This is a genomic window from Nocardioides sp. REDSEA-S30_B4 (assembly GCF_001627265.1).
Taxonomy (GTDB): Bacteria; Actinomycetota; Actinomycetes; order Propionibacteriales; family Nocardioidaceae; genus Nocardioides.
The window spans coordinates 1-19487 of the sequence record NZ_LUPI01000015.1 but is presented as its reverse complement, the minus strand read 5'-3'; the positions used below and the strand labels follow the sequence as shown (position 1 = coordinate 19487).

Sequence of the window (19487 nt, the reverse complement as noted above, 5' to 3'; positions counted from 1 at the left end):
CGCCACGGACGGGTGTCCACCGCCAGGGAAGGGGGCCGCCGTGACGACGCCCCTCTCGTTCGGCGATGCCCCGCGCCGCGAGCAGGTCTACCTGGTCGCAGCCGGCGTGGTGGCCCTGGCGTTGCCGCTGCTGCTGACGGGCCCCTGGGCGGAGGCCCGCCTGGTCGACATGACACCCCCGGACTGGTTCACCTGCCTGGTGCTGATCGCGATGTCGGCGCTCAACGTGGAGATCGGCCGGGTCCTGGTCGGCGGGCTGTCGGTGGCGCAGCAGCCGCACAAGGCGCTGTCGGCGTGGGCGTTCGCCTGCGCGATGGTGCTGCCCACGGCATGGCTGCTCGTCGTCGTACCCCTCACCTACGCGCACGCGCGCTGGCGTGGGCTGCGGGTGCCGCTGTGGAAGTGGTTGGGCTCGGCGGGGTTCCTGGTCCTCGCCGGGTGCGCCGCCTCGCTGGTGCCGCGCTGGGTGCTCGGCGGGCTGCCGAACTGGATGGCCGGCGACGGTGGCGAGGGCCTGGCGACGCTCGTCCTCGCGGCACTGGTGTTCCTCGTGGTCGAGCACCTGCTGTTCGCCGGGTCCGCCTGGCTCAACCACGCGGAGGACGAGCAGTGGCTGCGGGCCCAGCTCACCAGCCGGGGCTACCACGTCGGCGAGGCCGGGGTCGTGCTCACCGGCGGCCTGATGGCGGCGGTGTGGACGGCCGGACCGTGGTTCGTGCTGCTCTTCGGTCCGCTCTACGCGCTGATGCAGCGCGCGGTGCTCGTGGAGCCACTGCGGGAGAACGCCGCGATGGCCGCCGAGCTCGTCGAGACCAACCGCCAGCTCGAGGCGGTCAGCGAGTTCAAGAGCGACCTGATGGGCATGCTCGCGCACGAGGTGGGCAACCCGCTGGCGTCGGTGACCGGGTACGCCGAGATCGCCACCGACGCCCTCGAGGAGGGCGACCTCGACGAGGCACTGCCGGCGGTCCGGGTCGTGCAGCGCAACGCCGACCAGATCGGTGGCGTGCTGCGTGACATCGTCTCGCTCGTCGAAACCAACCCCGGCGGCCTCACCGCCCGACCCGAGCCCACGGCGCTCCTCCCCCACCTGCGCGCGGCCGCTGCGGCACAGCCCGGCGGTGCCCAGCCCGACGTCCACTGTCCCGAGGAGCTGGTCGCGCTCATCCAGCCGGGTCACCTCGACCAGGTGCTGGCCAACCTGCTCGGCAACGCCACGAAGTACGCCGGAGGCGCGACCCGCGTCGTCGCGACCCCCGACGGTGCACGCCAGGTCGTGATCGCCGTCCAGGACGACGGCCCGGGGATCCCCGAGGACTTCCGCGACCAGGTGTTCCGCCGGCGTACCCGCCACCCCGACACCGCCGACGCGGTCTCCGGCCGCGGCCTGGGCCTGCACATCAGCCGCGCCCTCGCGCTGGCCAACGGCGGGGACCTGCGACTGTCCGACTCCCCCAGCGGGAGCTGCTTCGAGCTGGTGCTGCAGGCACCGGGCGACTGAGACGTCCCGACACGGACCCCGTCACCCGAACAGCTGGGCGGCCATCTTCTCCATGAGTGTGTGGAGCCCCTTGACCGGACGCACCATCACGGTGAACTCGGTGATCCGCCCGTCCTCGGCCCAGGTCATCATGTCGACGCCCTCGACCACGACGCCGTCGAGGTCGGCGGTGAACTGCAGGACCGCCGAGTCCTCGGCGTACCACTCACGCTGGTAGGCCAGCGTCGGGCCGAGCACGACCAGTGCGGCCGAGAGGTAGGCCGTGGTCAGCTCCTTGCCGACCTGCGGGGCGTGCACCGCGGGCGAGCGGAAGACGCAGTCCTCGTGCAGGAGGGCGTCGAGCCCGGCAGGGTCGCGGGTGTCGGCGAGGGCGTGCCAGGCCTGGACGGTGCGGGGAGTCTCCACGGAGCGACCCTAGGCCCGAGCGACCTTCACCTGCACCCGGTGGAACCCGTCGGCACCGGAGGGGTACGGCGGTCGGCCGGTGCCGGCCTGGACGGTCCCGTCGCCCGCGCGGCACCGGACGGCGAGCTCGTGGGTGCCGGGCGGCAGGTCCAGCGGTGCGCGCCACCGGCGCCAGGAGTCCGGACCGAGGTCGCCGGCCAGCTCGGCGGCCACCCAGGGGCCGTCGTCGACGCGCAGGTCGACACCGGCGACACCGCCGTGGGCGGGGGCCCAGGCGACGCCGCTCACCCCGTCGCGCGACCCCACCCGCACCGCGCGCAGGGGCAGCCGCGGCGGCATGCCGACCGTGCCGAGGGAGTCGATGCGCGCCATGAGCGGCACCACGACCGGTCCGCGCGGCCAGCCCCGGGCGACCCAGGAGGCGGTGACCGACCCCGCGGGGCGCAGCCGCAACGCGGTGACCCACTTGGGCCCGCCGTACTGCCCCGGGAGGCCGGCGGTCAGCACGCGCGCCGGGTGCCCGTGGGAGGCCGTGAGCGGGCGTCCGCCCATGCCGGTCACGAGCCAGGAGCGCCGCACCACGACCTCGGGCCACGGCAGTGTCATCACCAGCCCGTCGGCTCCCTCCATCACCAGGTCGAGCGACTCGTCCTCGGCGTCGGGCACCGGCAGCCCGAGGGCCGCCAGCAGGTCGGGCAGGGGGAGACCGGTCCAGGACTGCTGCCCCAGCCGGTCCCAGCCGGGACGGTTGTGGACGCACGCGAGGAGCGCCTGGCGCTCCTGGAGGTCCAGCCCGGCCAGCCGGTCGGCGTCCACCACCGCGCGGGCCCCGTCGGCCGCCTCCACCTCCAGCCGCCACGCGGCGGCGTCGACGACGGGCGCACGCATCGTCACGTCGGTGACGTAGAAGTCCTCCACCGGCGTGACCATTGGTGAAGCGTCCCAGGCATCGGCGCCGTCGGACACCGCGGCGGAAGGTCGCGCCAGCTCGGCGCGGACCTGCGGCTGCTGCCGGGCGAGCACGACCCGCGCCGCGGCCAGGGCGGCGACGCCGGCCACGCCCAGCGTCGTCGTACGCCGACTCACGCGACCGTGGCCGGGGGCGGCCCGGGCCCCCAGCACGGTGCCGCTCGCGACGAGGGCAGCGAGCGACTGCAGCCGCAGCAGCGGCTTGTCGGTGGTGCCCATCAGTTGCACGCCCAGCTCGACCAGCGGCAGCGGCGAGTGGTCGATGACGACCTCGCCCAGGTCGTCCAGCACGCTGCGGCCGCGGGCGGCCAGCGCCAGCTCGACCAGCCCGACGGCAGCCAGGGACCGGGCGGCGTGCGCGAGAGGGAGGGGTCGCATGCCGTGACGCTAGCGGTCAGCGGCGCAGCAGCTTCCGAGCCGGCCCGCGCAGCGCGACGACGTAGAAGCCGGAGTTGCCGTCGGAGTACCAGACATGACGGCGCTTGACGTCCCAGGCCGGCCGCGCCATCGCGAACGCCCCGAGCGCGGTCGGCTGCAGCGTCCCACTGCCGGGCAGGACCGGCCGGTTGAAGTAGGCGATCTCGCGCGGTCGCTTCAGGTCGGAGATGTCGAAGATGCGCAGGCCGGACAGGATCATCGAGCAGGCGACGATCTTGGGGTTCTTGACGTAGGGCACCGAGCAGTAGTGCGAGGCGTAGCCCTGCACGGGGATCAGTGCGCCGGGGTCGAGCGCCTGCTCGCCGCTGCCGAAGCCGGCCTCGTGCACGGCCAGGCGGATGTCGGAGACGACCTTCGGCCGCTTCGGGTCCTCGATGTCGATGATCCGCGCGGCGCCGATCTCCCGGTCACCCTGGTAGTCGGCGTACTCGTCGGTCTCCAGGAGGTAGTCGCGGCCGCGCCGGGTGAACGGCTCGGCCGACTGCGGGATCGAGACCGTCTTCCACGTGAGGTCGGAGACGACCTCGACGTCGGGTTCGGGCCGACGGTCCTGCACCTGGGAGACGTCGAGGACCCTCAGCCCGGCGGTGCTCATCGCTCCTTCCGACCCGCCCGTCACCGCGACGTACATCGTGCGACCGTCCCGGGAGAGCCGCAGCCCGTGGTAGCGGACGCCGGTCTGCTCGAAGACCTGCACCGGCTCGCGCGGGTCGCTGATGTCGACGGCGGTGAGGTTGCCGCCCGTGGTGCCGGCGACCCAGAAGGTGCGGCCGTCGCGGGCGAAGCCGCTCTCGTGACCGAAGGCGGCCGAGCGGGTCGAGGAGAGCAGCTCGGGCGAGCGGCAGTCGGTGCCGACGTCGTAGAGGTCGACGATGCCGAGGTTGGTGGCCGGGTTGCCGAGCACGGCGGCGAGGATGCCGCGCTTCTTGTTGACCAGCAGCGACTCGTGGGGGCTCAGCATCGCCGGCGAGGTCAGCGTGGCTGTCTGCACGGGGTTGCGCGGGTCTGTCATGTCGAGGGCGATCACGCCCAACCCCTCGACCGCGTTGAACAGGACGTCGCGCGGGAAGAGCAGGGTGGAGTCGTAGTAGGCACACGTGCGGCCCTGCCGGTCGGTGTAGCGCTCGACCTTGAAGCCGCCCGAGGTGCCGTGGTGGGCGACCTGCGCCGCGTTGCACCGGTAGCCCTGCGCCGCCCGCCCCGACACGTAGTCGGCCAGCGGGACCCTGCCCTGGATGTCGGTCTCGGGCAGGTCCCTCGCGCCCTGGCACCGCGCCTGCGGCGTGGGGCGCGGCTCGACGTCGGCGGCGGTGCCGAGGCCGGCGACGCTGAGCGTCCCCGCTGCCAGCGCCAAGGACGCGGCGGCGAGCAGCAGTCGGCGTACGGCGGGACGGGAGACGGTCTGCATCGCTGGAGACTAGCGGTGACGGTCGTCACCCGGGCTCGATCCCGCGCTCATCCGCGGCGCATCGCCGCGAAGATCTCCCGCATCTCCTCCGACAGCCACAGCAGCTCGACGAACGGCACCCCGTGCGCCGACCCGTCGAGGTACGCGAAGCGCATCAGCCCGCCGCTCATCGACCCCTCCGACAGCACGGGCAGCCCGGCGTCCGCGACCGAGGCGGCCAGGTTCTCGGTCTCGAAGGCGACGTGGTGCAGCGCGCCGGCCGGGTGCTCGGCCAGGAACTCGGCGTACAGCGACTCCCCGGCGACCGGCTGGATCAGCTCAACTCGTACTGTCCGGCAAACGACGCTGCCGCACCGTCCTCACCCGTCGCCGAGGACCGGACGGCGACCCGCCCCGGCATGGCGTCGAGCCGTTCGCGCAGGCCTGCCGGCAGGTCGTCGGGGTCGACGTCAGCGAGGACGAAGGCGGGTGGGACCCGGAAGCCCGCGCGCTCGAGTCGGGCCAGGCCCCAGGCCTTGCCGCCGTACCGTGCGTCCTCGATGCTGCCGAGCTCGACCAGTCGACTCGTGACGTGCGTCATACCACTTACGTTACGCTTGTCACGTTGATGGGAAGAGCCATGACCAACGAGCAGGGACGACCGCGCGACGCGCGCATCGACGCCGCAGCGCTCGACGCCGCGGCAGCGCTGCTGCTCGAGGTCGGGTACGCCGACCTGACGCTCGCCGCGGTGGCGACCCGGGCGGGGACGTCGCGCCCGGCCGTCTACCGCCGGTGGCCGACCAAGGCGCACCTGGTCCACGAGGCCGTGTTCCGGGGCGAGGACACCGAGGCCCCGGTCGCGTCGGGCGACCTGGCCACCGACGTCTCGGGGCTGGTGCGGCGCACCGCCCGGATGCTGACCTCGCCGCTGGCGCGGCTGGCCGTCCCCGGCCTGGTCGGCGAGGCCGCCGGCGACCCCGACCTCAACCGCCGGGTGCTCGAGCGGTTCGAGGGCACCGGGTGGCGCGGCCTGCAGGAGACCGTCGCCGGGGCCGTGGCCCGCGGCGAGCTCGACGCCCACGTGGACGTCCTCCACCTGCTCGAGCTCGCCATCGGCGCCTGCCTGGCGGCGACCCTCATCCGCGGCCCGGAAGCCTTGGACGACGACTGGGTCGAGTCCACGACCCGCCTCATCGTCGAGGGCGTGCGCCGGCGATGACCCCCGCTGCGACGCTGCGACCGGGACCACGTCCACGGCTGCGACCACGACCGATCACCGCCGACCGACCTGATGACCAACGTGGCGATCGCGCTGCCGCGCAGCCCGATGCACCTGGCCAACCTGGCCTACGACCTGCACCTGCTCAGCGGCGGCCGGTTCCGCCTCGGGCTCGGCTCGCAGATCAAGCCGCACATCGAGAACAGGTACGGCGCGGAGTGGAGCCGCCCGGCCGCGCGCATGCGCGAGACCGTGCTCGCGGTGAAGGCGATCCTCCAGGCCTGGCAGGACGGGACCCGCCTCGACTTCCGCGGCGAGTTCACCAAGCACACCCTGATGCCACCCACGTTCGTCCCGGGCCCGAACCCGCACGGCATCCCCCCGGTGCTGCTCGGCGCCCTCGGTCCGCTGATGACCCGAACCGCCGCGGAGGTCGCCGACGGGCTGCTGGTGATGCCGTTCCACAGCGAGCGACACTTCCGGGAGCGGACCCTCGTCGCCGTGGCGGAGGGTCTCGAGATCTCCGGTCGCGAGCGCATCGACATCTTCCCGCAGGCGATCGTCGCGATGGGGACCACGCCCGAGGAGGTCGAGGCGGCCAGCGTCGGGGTGCGCGGGCTGCTCGCGTTCTACGGCTCGACGCCGGCGTACCGCTCGGTGCTCGAGATCGAGGGCCGGGGCGACCTGCAGCCCGAGCTGAACGCCCTGTCCAAGACCGGCGACATCATGACGATGATCGACCTCGTCGACGACGACCTGCTGCGCACGCTCGCGGTCGTCGGCACCCCCGAGGAGTGCGCCGCGGAGATCAAGCGCCGCTTCGGCGACGTCGCGGACCGGGTGTGCGCCTACTTCCCGGGCACGCAGCACCCCACTTCCACGATCCGCGCGCTGGCCGAGGCCCTGCGCTCGTGATCCTCCGCGCTCAGGCGTCGAAGTCGACGGTGAGCTCGTCGGAGACCGGGAAGGTCTGGCAGGTCAGGACGAAGCCGCGGGCGACCTCGTCGGGGTCCAGGGCATAGTTGCGGCGCATGTCTGCCTCGCCGGCGGTGACCCTGGCGCGGCAGGTGCCGCACACCCCGCCCTTGCAGGCGTACGGGACGTCGCCGCGTGCCGCCGCGGCGGAGTCGAGCAGGTCGCGTCCTCGCGGCATGGGTGTGGTCGTCGACCTGCCGTCGAGGACCACCGTCACCTGGCTGACGTCGCCCTCGATGACTTCGTCGTGGTGGCGCACCTCGGGCGGGGGCTCGTCGACGAAGAAGAGCTCCGCGTGCACCCGCTCCTCGGGGACCCCCAGGTCGGCGAGGACCGCGCGGGCGTCGACGACCATGCCGAACGGGCCGCACAGCCAGACGTGGTCCACGGCGGCCAGGGGCACTAGCGCCGTCAGCAAGCGACGCAGCCGCTCGGCGTCGAGCCGTCCGGAGAAGAGGTCGACGGCCCGCGGCTCCCGCGACAGGACGTGGACGAGCTCCAGCTGCGTCGGGTGCCGGTCCTTCAGGTCGGCCAGCTCCTCGGCGAACATCACCGAGCCCGCCGTCCGGTTGCCGTAGAGCAGCGTGACCCGCGCGTCGGGACGGGCCAGCACCGACGAGGCGATCGACAGCATCGGGGTGATCCCGGACCCGGCTGCGATGCAGAGGTGCCGGCCACCCGCGGCCGGGTCGGCGCGGAAGCGGCCCGAGGGCGGCTGGACCTCGACGACGTCACCGGGCCGCACCTCGCGCACCAGCCAGGAGGAGAAGAGCCCGCCGGGAACCTCGCGCACGCCGACCCGCGGCGGCTGCCCGACCGCGGCGCAGATGGAGTAGGTACGACGGTGCTCGCGGCCGTCGATCATCCGTCGCAGCGTCAGCGACTGGCCCGCCGCGAAGTCGAACCGCTCACGCAGCTCCTCGGGCACGTCGAAGGTGACCGCGACCGAGTCGTCGGTGAGCGCCTCGACGGCCGCGACGGTCAACGGGTAGAAGGCGCGGGCGCGAGGGGCGACGGTCTCGTCCTCGAGCGCGGTCATCAGATCTCCTTGACGTGCTCGAACGGCTCGGCGCAGGCGGTGCAGCGGTACATCGCCTTGCACGCCGTCGCGCCGAACTCCGAGACGAGCTCCGTCGCGGAGGATCCGCACCGCGGGCAGCAGAGCGCGCGTCGGGTGTGCAGCAGCGTCAGCGCGACCGGCGCTCCGGCCTCCGCACGCTCCACGGGCCCGGGGGCCGACAGTCCGTGCGCCCGCAGCGCCTCGCGCCCGGCCTCGGAGATCCATTCGCTGGACCACGCGGGGCTCAGGCTCACCCGGACGTGGACCTCGGCGTACCCGGCGCGCAGCAGGGCCCGCTCGAGGTCGTCGCGCATGGTGGCCATCGCCGGGCAGCCGGAGTACGTCGGGGTGATCGTCACCGTGACCCGGTCGCCGTCCCGGTCGACCTCGCGCAGGACGCCGAGGTCGGCGAGGGTGAGCATCGGCATCTCGGGGTCGGTGACCTGCGCCGCGACCTCGCGCGCGTCGAGCAGCGCCACGGCGCTCACCACAGCCCCAGGGGGTGTGCTCGGGCGACCACCTGCATCTCGGCGAGCATCCGCGACAGGGCCTCGGTGTGCCGACCCTCGCGGCCGGCGCAGCCTGCCGCGCGACCGACCTGCGTGACGACCGGCCGCTCGACCTCCGCCACGGCCAGCACCTGGTCGACGACGGCACCGACCTCCCCCGCGAGCGACTGCGGGTCGGGGCCGAGGCCCTGGCGCTCGGCAGCCAGCTCCTCGGCACTCCCCTCGAAGAGCTCGTCGTGGAAGGCCATCACGGCCTCCAGCCCGGCGACCACCCGGCGACGGGACTCCTCGGTGCCCTGCGCGAGGGTCACGAACCAGCGGGCGGCGTAGTCGCGGTGGTAGGTCACCTCCTTGACGCCCTTGGCGGCGATCGCGGCGAGCACCTGGTCGCGGCTGGCGGTGAGTCGCTGCAGCAGCGCGAGTCGGTGGCAGGAGAAGACCAGCAGCCGCGCGATGGTCTCGCCGAAGTCGCCGGGTGGCACCTCGACCATCCGCACGTTGCGGAAGTCGCGGTCGTCTCGGAAGAACGCGAGCGCGTCCTCCGGCGGCACCGGCGACCCTGCGGGCAGCACCGGCACCAGGCCGGGGTCGGCGGCCGCGGCGCGGGCCAGCAGCAGCCGGGCCTGACCGAGGAGGTCGAGGGCGATGTTGGCCAGCGCGATGTCGTCCTCGAGGTCGGGCGCGTTGCTGCACCACTCGATCAGCCGCTGGCTCAGCACCAGGGCGTCGTCGCCGAGCAGCAGCGCGTAGGCACCGAGCTCGCGGGGGTCGACACCGTCGGGGACGGTGAGGTCGACCCCGGCCAGGGGGTCCTCGAAGGAGGTCCCGAAGGCCCAGCCCTCGCTCTCTGTCAGCAGTCCGTCGTAGACGGAGTCGTCGTGGCTCATCGTCGGTCTCACATGTGGGGGACGTCGTCGGGCAGGGAGTAGAACGTGGGGTGCCGGTAGACCTTGTCGCCGGCCGGCGCGAAGAGCGGGTCCTTCTCGTCCGGGCTCGAGGCGGTGATCGCGTCCGCGCGCACGACCCAGATGCTCACGCCCTCGTTGCGGCGGGTGTAGACGTCGCGGGCGTTGCGCACGGCCGAGGCGTCGTCGGCCGCGTGCAACGAGCCGACGTGGACGTGGTTGAGCCCGCGCTTGCCGCGCACGAACACCTCGTACAGCGGCCACTCGCCCTGCGGTGCGGTCATGCCGTCGCCTCCTGCTCGTGCCGCTCCTGCTGCTCGTGCCGCTGCTTGGCGGCGTACGCCGTCGCGGCCTCCCTGACCCAGGCTCCCTCGTCGTTGGCGCGCTGCCGGTGCGTCAGCCGCTGGGCGTTGCACGGACCCTCGCCGCCGATGACGGCGCGGAGCTCCTCCCAGTCGGGCTGGGTGAAGTCGTGGTGTCCGCGCTCCTCGTTCCAGACGAGCCCCGGGTCGGGCAGCGTCACGCCGAGCACCTCGGCCTGGGGCACGGTCATGTCGACGAACTTCTGCCGCAGCTCGTCGTTGGTGTCGCGCTTGATGCCCCACGCCATCGACTGGGCGGTGTTGGGCGAGTCGTCGTCGGGCGGGCCGAACATCATCAGCGCCGGCCACCAGAAGCGGTCGACCGACTCCTGCACCATCGCGCGCTGCTCGTCGGTGCCGCGCATCATCGTCATCAGAAGCTCGAAGCCCTGCCGCTGGTGGAAGGACTCCTCCTTGCAGACGCGGATCATCGCCCGCCCGTAGGGACCGTAGGAGGTGCGGCACAGCGGCACCTGGTTGCAGATCGCCGCCCCGTCGACCAGCCAGCCGATCGTGCCGACGTCGGCGTACGAGAGCGTCGGGTAGTTGAAGATCGAGGAGTACTTCTGCTGGCCGGTGAGCAGCTTCTCGACCAGCTCGGCCCGGGAGACCCCGAGCGTCTCGGCGGCGGAGTAGAGGTAGAGCCCGTGCCCGGCCTCGTCCTGCACCTTGGCCAGCAGCACCGCCTTGCGGCGCAGCGAGGGCGCCCGGGTCAGCCAGTTGCCCTCCGGCTGCATGCCGATGATCTCCGAGTGCGCGTGCTGGGCGATCTGGCGCACCAGCGTCCTCCGGTAGCCCTCGGGCATCCAGTCGCGCGGCTCGATCCGGTCGTGCCGCGCGATCACCGCCTCGAAGTGCCGCTCCAGCTCCTCGTCCGTCGCCGTGCCCGCCATGCGCTCCTCCAGGGAAGGGGGACCGCGACGACAATTACTGACCGCACGGTCTGGAATGCATGTTGACATGTCCCTTCGCCCGACGCAACGGGGACGGTCCGGCGATCGCCCCAGCCGATGTCGGCGCGTATCAGCGCGGTGTTCGCTGCCGCCGCGTCCTTCCGCCGCCGCAAGGCGGACCCCCATCCGTCGGCACTGCCACGGCTTCGCACGACGCATTCGCGGTCGGGGCAAGGCTGCCGAACAGGGTGTGACACCACGGCTAGGTGTTACACTTTGAGCATGCCGACTACGAAGCGCCGGTACCCCGTCACCGAAACACCTGAGGTTTCCGAGGCGCTGCACGCTGCCGCTCGCAGGTGGCCCGCTGACCGCAACAAACCCGCACGCCTCCTTCGCCGCCTCATCGCAGAAGGCCACAAGAGCATCGACCCCGAGATCGCCGAACGCCGTAGCGACCGTCTCACCGCCATGCAGCGGATCAGCGGCTCCTACACCGGCCTCTACGAGCCCGGCTATCTCGACGACCTGCGGGCTGAGTGGCCCGAATGATCGCTCTCGACGCCGCAGTGCTGATCGCCCTGTTCGATGCGAACGACGCCCACCACGCGGCGGCAGAGGACCTATTCGCCACTCACCCGACTGAGCCCATGACCATCGGTCCGATCAACGCCGCCGAAGTACTCGTCCGGGCGGCTCGGGAGAACCGTGACCAGGAGATGTCGGCCGACCTCCGTGCGCTCGGCATTGAGACCACACCTCTACCCGACGATGCCGCTACCCGGCTGGCCCGACTTCGTGCACACACGCGGGCGAAGATGCCCGACTGTTGTGTGTTGCTGACCGCCGAGCAGACCTCGGCTCGCATTGCCACTTTCGACGAGGGATTGAAGATGGCGGCTCGTTCCCTTGGGCTAGGAGTCGTCTGAGGTCGTTACGTCCGGCTTGCTGGAAAGATCAGCGAACCACCTGAGGGAATCTCCTGTCAGCCAAGTCGACCTGGGCCGGCGCGGAAGAGAGGCGCGCGATTGGCGTCTGCAGGTGTGGAACTTCTCTACGACCTCGGCCCGGCGGGTAGGAGCGCTGGAGTCGATGACGTGCTCGATGCGGCTGTTGCGTGCTGGAGCGCCAGCCGGTACGCGGCGGGGGTCGCGCTCGCCTACCCGGATCCTCCGGAGGACCTGGGTGACGGGTGGCCGGCCGCGATTTGGACCTAGTTCCACGGCGCCTCCCTCCGCCGGCGCTCAGCGGGGCAGTTGGTTCAGACAGCCCTCCTGGTTCGACCCTGAATTGCCGCGTGCTCGGCCAGGCGAGCAGCGCACCTCATGGCACTGATGTCATGGGGCACTCGGCCCCGAGCTCGAACAGCAACGCTCTGCCAGCCTCCAATGCCGCCGAGTAGTAGGCCCTGGTGGGGCTGATGCTGTTGATCCGGTTCTGTAGGCCCCCACCCAGGGAGGCGAGCCCTCCTTCGACGATGCACGCCTGCTCGATCGCTCGAGCCTCACCTCGAGACAGACCACTGGCTCCCGGCAACTGCTCCGGGATGAACGTGCGGCCAGCTCGCGCGTGCTGCGCTTGGCGACGCACGAAGTCGCTGGTGATACCGATGTGGTCGTCCCCCCGGTACACCACGTACGTCGCTGGCCCGCCGACCAGCCCCATGGGCAGCCTGCCCACACGGGTGGGGAGCGCGGCCAACACCTTCTTCTTCACCGAGTCGGGCAGAGGGAGCCGCTCGGCGACCAGACGAACAGCCTCTGCAGCTCGATCACTTCGCTGAGCGAACTTGGTGAGCAGCGACGCCGCCTTGGTCCCATCCCCCACCGCCGGCAGCAGGCCCAACGAGGCGATGCCAGCCGAGACGAACTCCCGCTTCCACAAGTTGAGAGCGACGTCCCTCACGTCCCCGAACACTGCGACGCCGCTAGCAAGGTGTCCCGCTAGATACTCGGGTGACTCGATCTGTTCCAGCCGCAGGCCGGTGTCCAGGGCACACTCGACGCAATCGCCATACCTGAACCCCGCCTCGCCCGCCGCCAGCTGTTCGTTCGCATCTAGGTCATACGACAGCGGATTGGAACCCCGGTCGCGCTCAACCGCGTCCTCAAGGCCGTCCTCGTCCGCGTCTGACAACGTCGGATCCGAGCCGAATTCGAGCTCCTCGACGTCAGTCAAGCCGTCCGCATCTGTATCGACAGCCTACGGATCCATGTCCAGGAAGAGCTCGTCGCCGTCCCAGATCCCGTCACCGTCGGAGTCTTCTACCTGAGGGTTCGAGACCTCGAATGCGACTAGTCGCATCGTCCCTGCAGCGGGCGGCCATCCGGTCTCGACAGCGTCGTTCAGCCCATCGCCGTCGGTGTCGGCAGCTTGGGGGTCCGACAGGCCCACATGAACGGGGAGCCCGTTCCGGTCCTCGACCCAAAGACCGGCCTCATCCCCGTCGCTCAGCCTGTCACCGTCGGTATCGCCAAGCGTCGGATCCGTCCGATGAATCCTTCCGGCCGACGTGGTCCAGCCAGCTTCCTCAACAGCGTCCGAAAGGCCGTCACCGTCCGTGTCGATGCTTGTCGAGTCGGGTAAACCGTCGACCGTTGAATCGGAGTCTGGCCTGATCCACCCCGGTACTCCCAGGAGACCGACAGGCGCCACCACTGCCAAGAGGAGCGCGCCTCCGACCAACAAGCTCATCCACGCAAGAAGCCGGAATCTCCAACTGGCGACGCGCCTTGTTGGGGCTGGAGCAGGTTCTCGCTCACGCCCCGTCATGATGGCGGGCCGGCTTCCTGACGGACGCTGACGCAGCCGCGCTGAAAAGCGGAGAGGATCCGCTGATGCGTCTGCCGCGGAAGCGCCCTCGTGCCCGGCTCCCCGACGGGCGTACCTGGGCGAGCCGCCGCGCCGTCGAGTAGCTCGTCGAGACCAGCCCTGGCGAGCACGAGCAGGCCGTGGGTGGCACGGGTGCAGGTGACGGCCAGCCGCCCGAACGCGGAGTTGAAGTCGTCGAGCTTGTCGGCGCCAGAGAGCGGATGCAGGGCGATGGTGATGCGGTTGGTCTGCCCCTGCCAGGAGTCGACGGTCGAGGCGACGAGCACGCCCTCGGGAAGGCCGAGCTTGTCGGTGAGACGCTCCACGAGGTCGGTGGCGTCGTCGACGGCCTGGTTTCGCGTGGCCAGGATGACGATGAGGGGGTCGCCGGTCGGGGCGTCGGACGGCATGCGGCGCTCCCCCTCCGGCTCGCCGTCGTTGTCGTAGGTCTGCTCGACGACGGTGAAGCCCTCCTCCAGCAGCGGGAGGAGCAGTGTCTCGAGGTGGTCCAGCAACGGCTGGTCGATGTCCGGGGCCTCGGCTTCGGCCAACCCCTCGACCTCCAGCAGCGTGGCATGACCACCGGCGACGGCGCTCCAGACAGAGCGTGCCGGTTCGCGGAGGTCGGGCAGCTCGATCGTCCGGTCGCCGGGGCCGGCCACGCAGTCGAGCCGGTCCCAGTCGCCGTAGAACGCCCGCCACAGCGGCAGCTGCTCGGCGGTCGGCCGCCACACGGCGGGCAGGTCGCGGGCGCAGGTGGTCGGAAGTCCCTCGTACGCCGTCGGCCAGGCTCGGTACGGGTTGTACCCGGGGTCGCCGCGCCACGGGTTCTCCGAGGGGTCGATCGGCGGCAGCTGCCCGACGTCGCCGACACCGACCGCGACCGGCGCATATCCCTCGACCCCGCTGAAGAGGTGGAGCGGCAGCTGCCACGCCTCGTCGACGAAGAGCACGTCGAAGATCCGCTCCCCGTTGGCGCCCACCCCCAGTCGCTCGAGCATCCGGTTCATCTCGTTGAAGACCTTGAACTTGTGCGAGACGCCGAGCACGACACGCGCGCTCTCGGGGATGTTCTTGGACTTGGTGACGACGGTGCAATCGTCGTCGATGCCGTCGGGCAGCTTCGGCAACCACTTCTCGGAGACGAAGAGGCACACCTTCTCCTCGCCGTACGTCGCCCCGAGCCGTCGCGCGAGCGGGATGACCTGCTTGTTGGCGAAGGCGGTGACGGCCACCCGCAGACAGTTGGGGTTGGCCAACGCCTCGCCCACCATCTGCACCAGGGCCACCGACTTCCCCGCGCCGGCGGCCGCTCGCAGCAGGATCTTGTCGTAGGACTCGACCCCGTTGAGCACGCCCATGAGCGCGGCGGTCGCCTCGGCCGAGGCGATGACGTTAGCGGCGACGGCCTGGCCGTGGTGGCGGGCGTCGTCAGGTACCGGCGCTCCGGGCCGGAACACGACGGGGGCGCTCACTCGAGGTCGTCCATCGTCAGTCCGTCCGGGACCGCGGGCGGGTCGAGGTCCGCCGTGCCGTCGTTCCCGGACGCAGGGTCGAAGCGCTCCTCGTCGACGACCGGCGGCCACACCTGAGGGTTCAGCTCGCCCTTCGCCCGCCGTTCGGCGATGGAGTCGGACCACTCGGCCTCGGCTGCCTCGTGCGGTCGGCAGCACCACGCGTGACCCGCCGGGTCGGCGGCGTAGGAGGTCGCGTCGCAGTCCTTCTTGGGTGCAGCGAGCGCGTCCCGGCCGGGCCGCTTGACCGCGATCTCATGACCGGACCGGTAGGTCCCGCCGAGCCACTCCGCCTCGGCCACCACGATCGTGTCCCCGACCGACAGAGTCGGTTCGACGGTGCACGACCACACCAGCCCCGGCTGTCCGTCCTCGGAGTCGGACAGCACGCCCAGGGACATGCCGCTCAGCTTGAAGCTGCCCGCCTGGACGGTGAGCGAGACACCGGGCTGCTCGACCGCGGCACCGGCCGGACCATGCAGCAGCACGACCTTCGAACCGTGGACCAGTCGGCGCGACGCGACCTCGAGCCGCAGGGGTCCGGTGGCCACGACGCGCGCGACGGCGAGCTCCTTGACCCCCGCGTCGACCGCACGGTCCATCGCCACCTGCCGGTCCAGCAGCGCGCCCAGCTGGTCCCGGCACCTGCGGTCAGCCTCGAGCATCTCCACCTGCGCGTTGCGCCAGTAGCGGTAGGTCCGCGAGAAGCGGACCAGGTCCGAAGCCTGCAGAGCCAGCCGTCGCCCCCAGACCTCCTGGGCGTCGGACTCCAGCGAGCGGTAGGCGTCGCGCAGCCGCGAGACCGGCAGCCGTTCGAGCACGGCGGCGGCGCGCAGCAGCACATCGACGCGGTACTCGAGGGCGTCCAACACCCGCTTCTCGTACGTCGCGGGGTCACCCTTCTCCCCCGGGCGACCGGCCGCGTGCACCTCGTCGGAGACGGCGTTCGACAGCCGCGCCCCAGGCGTGTGCTCGCCGTCGGCGATCGCGTCCGAGACCGCCCGGTGGTCCAACGGCGAGTCCGCTTCGGCCCAGGCGACAAGGTAGTCCAGACGCCCCGCGTCGTACGCCGGCCCACCCGGCACCACGTGGCAGGCCAGCACCGCGCGCAGGTCGACGGTGACCTGGCGCAGCCCGAAGGCCCGGGCCCGGTCATCCTCGAGCAGGAGGCTCACCGCGGTCCTCGCGTCCTCGTCCAGCGGGGCCGGGATGGTCGCCGGCTCACCGTCGAAGGTCAGCACCTCGCGACCCTCGGCCAGGTCCCGCTCCCACCCCAGCCGGCTGAGCTCGACGCCCGCCAGGGAGTCGGCCATTGAGACCAGCACGTCGGCGGTCGCGGCGTCGGGGACGACCAGGTGCACCGGCCCGTGGCCGGCGGCGTGGACGGCCCGCACCTGCGCTCCGAGCAGGCGCATGACCTCGTGCCTGGTCTCGGTGGCGTTGGTCCGGGCGAAGACGCGGTGCTCCCACGGCTCGGTCCCGCTGCCGTCGAGCCGCTGGACCGCGATCCCGTGCACACCCAGGGCCGCGGCGTCGGACTTGACCACGACGACATGGACGCACCCCGGCAGCCCGACGGGGTCGACCCGGGCGCGACCGGTGTCCTGCGGCAGCCCCGTGATGGTCGCCTCGACCCGGGCGACGAGACTGGCCGGAGTCGAGGCCGGCGGGGCCACACCCGTCCCGTCGACGAGGCCGGCCACGGCTGCGCGCTGGGCGGGCGGCACCCCGATCTCGACCAGCACGGCGGTCGGGTCGCTGGACCCGCGCAGCTCGGCGCGGCAGTAGCGGAAGAGCGAGCACGTCGAGCAGGTCCCCGGGTCGTACGCCGCCTCGAGGTGTGCCACGTGGGCGGCGAGCTCCGCATCCGTCAACGCCTGCTCCCCGGCGGCGCGGTAGGCCGTCACGCGCTCGTGGACGCGCGCCCGCACCTCCCGGCGGTGGTCGGCCAGGTCCTCCACGACCGCTTCGGGTCGCAGGTAGGCGTTGCGGGGCACGGCGAGCGCCCCGTACCGGTGGACCTGCATGCCGGCCGGCAGCCGGCTCCACTCCGCGGCCGACTCCGCCCCGAGTGCGACCTGGAGGAAGCCCTTGAGCATCCGTCCGTCGTCGATGCGCGAGCGGACCCGCTCGTAGTCCTTAGCGTCGCCCATCACCAGCCACGACCCGACCCGGTTACCGGCGGCGTCGGTGCGCGAGGCGACGATCGCGAAGTCGGGGCGCACGTCGGTGGCGCGCTGGTCGGCGAGCTCGACGAAGGGCACCCGCAGGCCGAAGAGCATGGTCGCCTCGCCCGCGTGCTTCGCCGCTAAGTGTGCGGAGGCGAGCTCCGTCGCCGTCGTGTCGACGGAGTCGCCGCCCGAGCGGATCCGCACGGCTGCGGGGCGTTCCAGCTCTAGCAGGCCGACGGCTCGGGTCAGGAGCTCGGAGACGAATGCCTGGTCGTGGACCATCCGCTCGAAGGCCAGCGCCCGCACCCAGCGCGCGTCGGGGATCTTCCCGCCGACGTCGGGGTGGCCCAGCGCCGACGCGAGGGTACGCCGGCTCCGACCCGTCAGCAGCGGGTCGGTCATCCGGAAGCGGGTGCAGCCGGCGTGCGCCGAGGAGGCCACGGCACCGCTGCCGCCACCCGCGATCAGGGCACCCATGGCCGCACCTCCGTGACTCCTGGGCGGCAGCCTAGGTCGCGCCACGCCCAGGCGCCCCGCCTTCGGCCGAATGTCTTTACCGAACGCTGGCCACTGGTAGAAACAGACCGGTGACGACGTCGATCTACCAGGTGCTCGACCATTTGAGGGCGTCGGCGCTCTCGGAGGCTGACAAGGGCGCGAAGTTCGAGCGGTTGGTGCAGTCCTACCTGCGCACGGACCCGTTGTGGGCCGACCAGTTCTCCCACGTGTGGTTGTGGGGTGAGTGGCCGGGCAACCAGGGCAAGCACGACACCGGCATCGACCTGGTGGCGGAGAACCGGACGACCGGTGACTTGGTGGCGATCCAGTGCAAGTTCTTCGCGCCGACGACGTCGGTCTCCAAGCCGATGATCGACAGCTTCCTGGCCGCGTCGGGCACGACCGCGTTCGCGGAGCGGATCATCGTGTCGACCACGGAGAAGTGGAACGCCAACGCCGAGCAGGCGTTGAAGGACCAGGCCAAACCCGTACGTCGTCTGGGGCTCTCGGAGCTGGAGCACTCCCGGGTCGACTGGCACTTCCTCGACCCCACCCAGCCCACCATCGAGCTGGAGCTGCGAGAGAAGAACCCGCTGCGCCCCCACCAGGTGACGGCGATCGAGAAGGTCGTGGCCGGCTTCGGCGCGCACGAGCGCGGCCGGCTGATCATGGCGTGCGGCACCGGCAAGACCTTCACCTCCCTGCGCCTGGCGGAGCAGAACGTCGGCGCGGGTGGGGCGGTGCTGTTCCTGGTCCCCTCGATCTCGCTGCTGTCGCAGACGGTGCGGGAGTGGGTGGCCCAGGCCGAGGTTCCGATCCGGCCGCTGGCGGTGTGCTCGGATGCGAAGTCGACTAGGAGGTCGAGCAACGACGAGGACATCGCGACCGTCGACCTGGCGCTGCCCGCGACCACCGACGTCGCCACCATCCGCGAGCGTCTCGATGCGGCTCGGGCTGAGACGACCGCGATGACGGTGGTGTTCTCGACGTACCAGTCCATCGAGGTCGTCGCGAAGGCGATGCAGGGCCGGGACCCGTTCGACCTGATCGTGTGCGACGAGGCGCACCGCACCACCGGCGTCACGCTGGCGGGTGCGGATGAGTCGGCGTTCGTGAAGGTCCACGACAACGCGTTCCTCCCGGCCGCGCGGCGGCTTTACATGACCGCGACTCCGCGGATCTACACCGACGCGTCTCGCACCAAGGCCGGCGAGCTCAACGCGGTCGTGGCCTCGATGGATGACGAGGAGGTCTACGGCCCCGAGCTGCACCGCCTCGGGTTCGGCGAGGCCGTCCAGCGTGACCTGCTGACCGACTACAAGGTCCTGGTCCTGGCCGTGGACGAGGAGTCGGTGGCGCGGACGTTCCAGCAGCAGATCTCCAGCAGCGAGATCCAGCTGGACGACGCCGCCAAGCTGGTCGGTTGCTACAACGGTCTGGCCAAGGTCGGCAAGGCAGAGCACTCCTTCGCCCCTGACAGCGCCCCGATGCGGCGGGCGGTGGCGTTCGCGGGCAACATCGCCGACTCCAAGCGGGTCGAGGCGCTGTTCACAGACATCACCAGCCACTACGCCCGCAGCACCGGTTTGGAGGACGACCGCGGGAAGCTGCCGCTCTCGTGCACCGTGCAGCACGTCGACGGCACGTTCAACGCCCTCGAGCGCAACACCAAGCTCGACTGGCTGCGCGAGGAGCCTGCGGAGGGGTCGTGTCGCATCCTCACCAACGCCCGCTGCCTCTCCGAGGGCGTGGACGTGCCGTCCCTAGATGTGATGCCCAGGCACGTTGGTCGAGATCCTGCGACGACACGGTCTGATCTGTAGATGGACGAAGGCCTCCCCGGTGTGGAGTGGAGCTGTCTAGGAAC

General features: G+C 71.6%; 20 protein-coding genes and 2 pseudogenes. 7 read left to right on the top strand and 15 right to left on the bottom strand.

From position 1 onward, the window contains the following. Positions 1-40: 40 nt before the first annotated feature. Positions 41-1501 (top strand): HAMP domain-containing sensor histidine kinase, encoded by a 1461-nt coding sequence (locus A6R01_RS04860; protein WP_292604093.1) that lies wholly within the window; start codon positions 41-43, stop codon positions 1499-1501. A gap of 21 nt (positions 1502-1522) precedes the next feature. Here A6R01_RS04860 and A6R01_RS04855 read toward each other — a convergent pair whose 3' ends face one another. The 6 genes and pseudogenes from A6R01_RS04855 to A6R01_RS04835 all read right to left on the bottom strand — a co-directional run bounded on the left by A6R01_RS04855 (position 1523) and on the right by A6R01_RS04835 (position 5301). Continuing rightward, positions 1523-1906: a nuclear transport factor 2 family protein gene (locus tag A6R01_RS04855; RefSeq protein WP_292604091.1), complete on the bottom strand. Its 384-nt coding sequence runs from the start codon at positions 1904-1906 to the stop codon at positions 1523-1525. 9 nt (positions 1907-1915) lie between these two features. Next, on the bottom strand, positions 1916-3253 hold the full coding sequence (locus A6R01_RS04850; protein ID WP_292604090.1) for a molybdopterin-dependent oxidoreductase: 1338 nt from the start codon (positions 3251-3253) through the stop codon (positions 1916-1918). Between the two features lie 16 nt (positions 3254-3269). Beyond that, the gene (locus A6R01_RS04845; RefSeq protein WP_292604088.1) at positions 3270-4721 is read right to left on the bottom strand and encodes a hypothetical protein; all 1452 of its coding nucleotides are present in this window, start codon (positions 4719-4721) and stop codon (positions 3270-3272) included. 47 nt (positions 4722-4768) lie between these two features. Beyond that, complete coding sequence (locus A6R01_RS04840; protein WP_292604086.1) at positions 4769-4891, bottom strand: hypothetical protein; 123 nt, start codon at positions 4889-4891, stop codon at positions 4769-4771. Between the two features lie 30 nt (positions 4892-4921). Then, positions 4922-4996, bottom strand: a pseudogene (locus A6R01_RS18250) (hypothetical protein); the annotation flags it as partial. Between the two features lie 38 nt (positions 4997-5034). Continuing rightward, on the bottom strand, positions 5035-5301 hold the full coding sequence (locus A6R01_RS04835) for a PEP/pyruvate-binding domain-containing protein (protein WP_292604084.1): 267 nt from the start codon (positions 5299-5301) through the stop codon (positions 5035-5037). Positions 5302-5340: 39 nt separating this feature from the next. Between A6R01_RS04835 and A6R01_RS04830 the strand changes: the two genes are divergently transcribed. Next, positions 5341-5922 (top strand): TetR/AcrR family transcriptional regulator, encoded by a 582-nt coding sequence (locus A6R01_RS04830; protein WP_292604082.1) that lies wholly within the window; start codon positions 5341-5343, stop codon positions 5920-5922. A gap of 72 nt (positions 5923-5994) precedes the next feature. After that, positions 5995-6837, top strand: a complete 843-nt coding sequence (locus A6R01_RS04825; protein ID WP_292604080.1) for a TIGR03617 family F420-dependent LLM class oxidoreductase — start codon at positions 5995-5997, stop codon at positions 6835-6837. A 10-nt stretch (positions 6838-6847) separates the two neighbouring features. On the opposite strand, the gene paaE is transcribed toward A6R01_RS04825, so the two are convergent. Genes paaE through paaA form a run of 5 tightly spaced genes read right to left on the bottom strand, consistent with a single transcriptional unit; the run spans position 6848 to position 10626 of the window. Next, a complete protein-coding gene (gene paaE, locus A6R01_RS04820; protein WP_292604078.1) occupies positions 6848-7936 on the bottom strand; it encodes a 1,2-phenylacetyl-CoA epoxidase subunit PaaE in 1089 nt (362 codons plus the stop codon). After that, on the bottom strand, positions 7936-8436 hold the full coding sequence (gene paaD, locus A6R01_RS04815) for a 1,2-phenylacetyl-CoA epoxidase subunit PaaD (RefSeq protein ID WP_292604076.1): 501 nt from the start codon (positions 8434-8436) through the stop codon (positions 7936-7938). Before paaD ends, paaE begins: the two co-directional genes overlap by 1 nt. Positions 8437-8441: 5 nt before the next feature. Beyond that, positions 8442-9353: a 1,2-phenylacetyl-CoA epoxidase subunit PaaC gene (gene paaC / locus A6R01_RS04810; RefSeq protein ID WP_292604075.1), complete on the bottom strand. Its 912-nt coding sequence runs from the start codon at positions 9351-9353 to the stop codon at positions 8442-8444. 8 nt (positions 9354-9361) lie between these two features. Continuing rightward, positions 9362-9655, bottom strand: a complete 294-nt coding sequence (gene paaB, locus A6R01_RS04805; RefSeq protein WP_292604073.1) for a 1,2-phenylacetyl-CoA epoxidase subunit PaaB — start codon at positions 9653-9655, stop codon at positions 9362-9364. Next, positions 9652-10626 (bottom strand): 1,2-phenylacetyl-CoA epoxidase subunit PaaA, encoded by a 975-nt coding sequence (gene paaA / locus A6R01_RS04800; RefSeq protein WP_292604071.1) that lies wholly within the window; start codon positions 10624-10626, stop codon positions 9652-9654. The genes paaB and paaA overlap by 4 nt, the downstream gene beginning before the upstream one ends. Before the next feature lie 282 nt (positions 10627-10908). On the opposite strand from paaA, the gene A6R01_RS04795 reads away from it, so the two are divergent. The 3 genes from A6R01_RS04795 to A6R01_RS18245 all read left to right on the top strand — a co-directional run bounded on the left by A6R01_RS04795 (position 10909) and on the right by A6R01_RS18245 (position 11843). Next, on the top strand, positions 10909-11178 hold the full coding sequence (locus tag A6R01_RS04795; RefSeq protein ID WP_292604069.1) for a hypothetical protein: 270 nt from the start codon (positions 10909-10911) through the stop codon (positions 11176-11178). After that, the gene (locus A6R01_RS04790) at positions 11175-11555 is read left to right on the top strand and encodes a PIN domain-containing protein (RefSeq protein WP_292604067.1); all 381 of its coding nucleotides are present in this window, start codon (positions 11175-11177) and stop codon (positions 11553-11555) included. The genes A6R01_RS04795 and A6R01_RS04790 overlap by 4 nt, the downstream gene beginning before the upstream one ends. A gap of 114 nt (positions 11556-11669) precedes the next feature. Continuing rightward, the gene (locus A6R01_RS18245) at positions 11670-11843 is read left to right on the top strand and encodes a DUF429 domain-containing protein (protein ID WP_366925089.1); all 174 of its coding nucleotides are present in this window, start codon (positions 11670-11672) and stop codon (positions 11841-11843) included. Positions 11844-11949: 106 nt separating this feature from the next. Here the strand turns inward: A6R01_RS18245 and A6R01_RS04785 are convergent. The 4 genes and pseudogenes from A6R01_RS04785 to A6R01_RS04765 form a co-directional block, all read right to left on the bottom strand. Further along, positions 11950-12819: pseudogene (locus A6R01_RS04785) on the bottom strand (hypothetical protein); the annotation flags it as partial. Between the two features lie 9 nt (positions 12820-12828). Continuing rightward, the gene (locus A6R01_RS04775; RefSeq protein WP_292604065.1) at positions 12829-13320 is read right to left on the bottom strand and encodes a hypothetical protein; all 492 of its coding nucleotides are present in this window, start codon (positions 13318-13320) and stop codon (positions 12829-12831) included. Between the two features lie 74 nt (positions 13321-13394). Further along, positions 13395-14912: a hypothetical protein gene (locus A6R01_RS04770; protein WP_292604063.1), complete on the bottom strand. Its 1518-nt coding sequence runs from the start codon at positions 14910-14912 to the stop codon at positions 13395-13397. Then, a complete protein-coding gene (locus A6R01_RS04765) occupies positions 14909-17599 on the bottom strand; it encodes a hypothetical protein (protein WP_292604061.1) in 2691 nt (896 codons plus the stop codon). Before A6R01_RS04765 ends, A6R01_RS04770 begins: the two co-directional genes overlap by 4 nt. Positions 17600-17709: 110 nt before the next feature. Between A6R01_RS04765 and A6R01_RS04760 the strand changes: the two genes are divergently transcribed. Beyond that, a complete protein-coding gene (locus A6R01_RS04760; RefSeq protein ID WP_292604059.1) occupies positions 17710-19443 on the top strand; it encodes a DEAD/DEAH box helicase family protein in 1734 nt (577 codons plus the stop codon). Positions 19444-19487 lie beyond the last annotated feature (44 nt).

Coding starts and splice junctions, on each gene's coding strand:
- paaC (WP_292604075.1), bottom strand. CDS start 9,353: ATGAGCCACGACGACTCCGTCTACGACGGACTGCTGACAGAGAGCGAG.
- A6R01_RS04790 (WP_292604067.1), top strand. CDS start 11,175: ATGATCGCTCTCGACGCCGCAGTGCTGATCGCCCTGTTCGATGCGAAC.
- A6R01_RS04830 (WP_292604082.1), top strand. CDS start 5,341: ATGACCAACGAGCAGGGACGACCGCGCGACGCGCGCATCGACGCCGCA.
- A6R01_RS04825 (WP_292604080.1), top strand. CDS start 5,995: ATGACCAACGTGGCGATCGCGCTGCCGCGCAGCCCGATGCACCTGGCC.
- A6R01_RS04840 (WP_292604086.1), bottom strand. CDS start 4,891: ATGAGCGGCGGGCTGATGCGCTTCGCGTACCTCGACGGGTCGGCGCAC.
- paaB (WP_292604073.1), bottom strand. CDS start 9,655: ATGACCGCACCGCAGGGCGAGTGGCCGCTGTACGAGGTGTTCGTGCGC.
- paaA (WP_292604071.1), bottom strand. CDS start 10,626: ATGGCGGGCACGGCGACGGACGAGGAGCTGGAGCGGCACTTCGAGGCG.
- paaE (WP_292604078.1), bottom strand. CDS start 7,936: ATGACCGCGCTCGAGGACGAGACCGTCGCCCCTCGCGCCCGCGCCTTC.
- A6R01_RS04845 (WP_292604088.1), bottom strand. CDS start 4,721: ATGCAGACCGTCTCCCGTCCCGCCGTACGCCGACTGCTGCTCGCCGCC.
- A6R01_RS04850 (WP_292604090.1), bottom strand. CDS start 3,253: ATGCGACCCCTCCCTCTCGCGCACGCCGCCCGGTCCCTGGCTGCCGTC.
- A6R01_RS04795 (WP_292604069.1), top strand. CDS start 10,909: ATGCCGACTACGAAGCGCCGGTACCCCGTCACCGAAACACCTGAGGTT.
- A6R01_RS04835 (WP_292604084.1), bottom strand. CDS start 5,301: ATGACGCACGTCACGAGTCGACTGGTCGAGCTCGGCAGCATCGAGGAC.
- A6R01_RS04765 (WP_292604061.1), bottom strand. CDS start 17,599: ATGGGTGCCCTGATCGCGGGTGGCGGCAGCGGTGCCGTGGCCTCCTCG.
- A6R01_RS04775 (WP_292604065.1), bottom strand. CDS start 13,320: ATGAGCTTGTTGGTCGGAGGCGCGCTCCTCTTGGCAGTGGTGGCGCCT.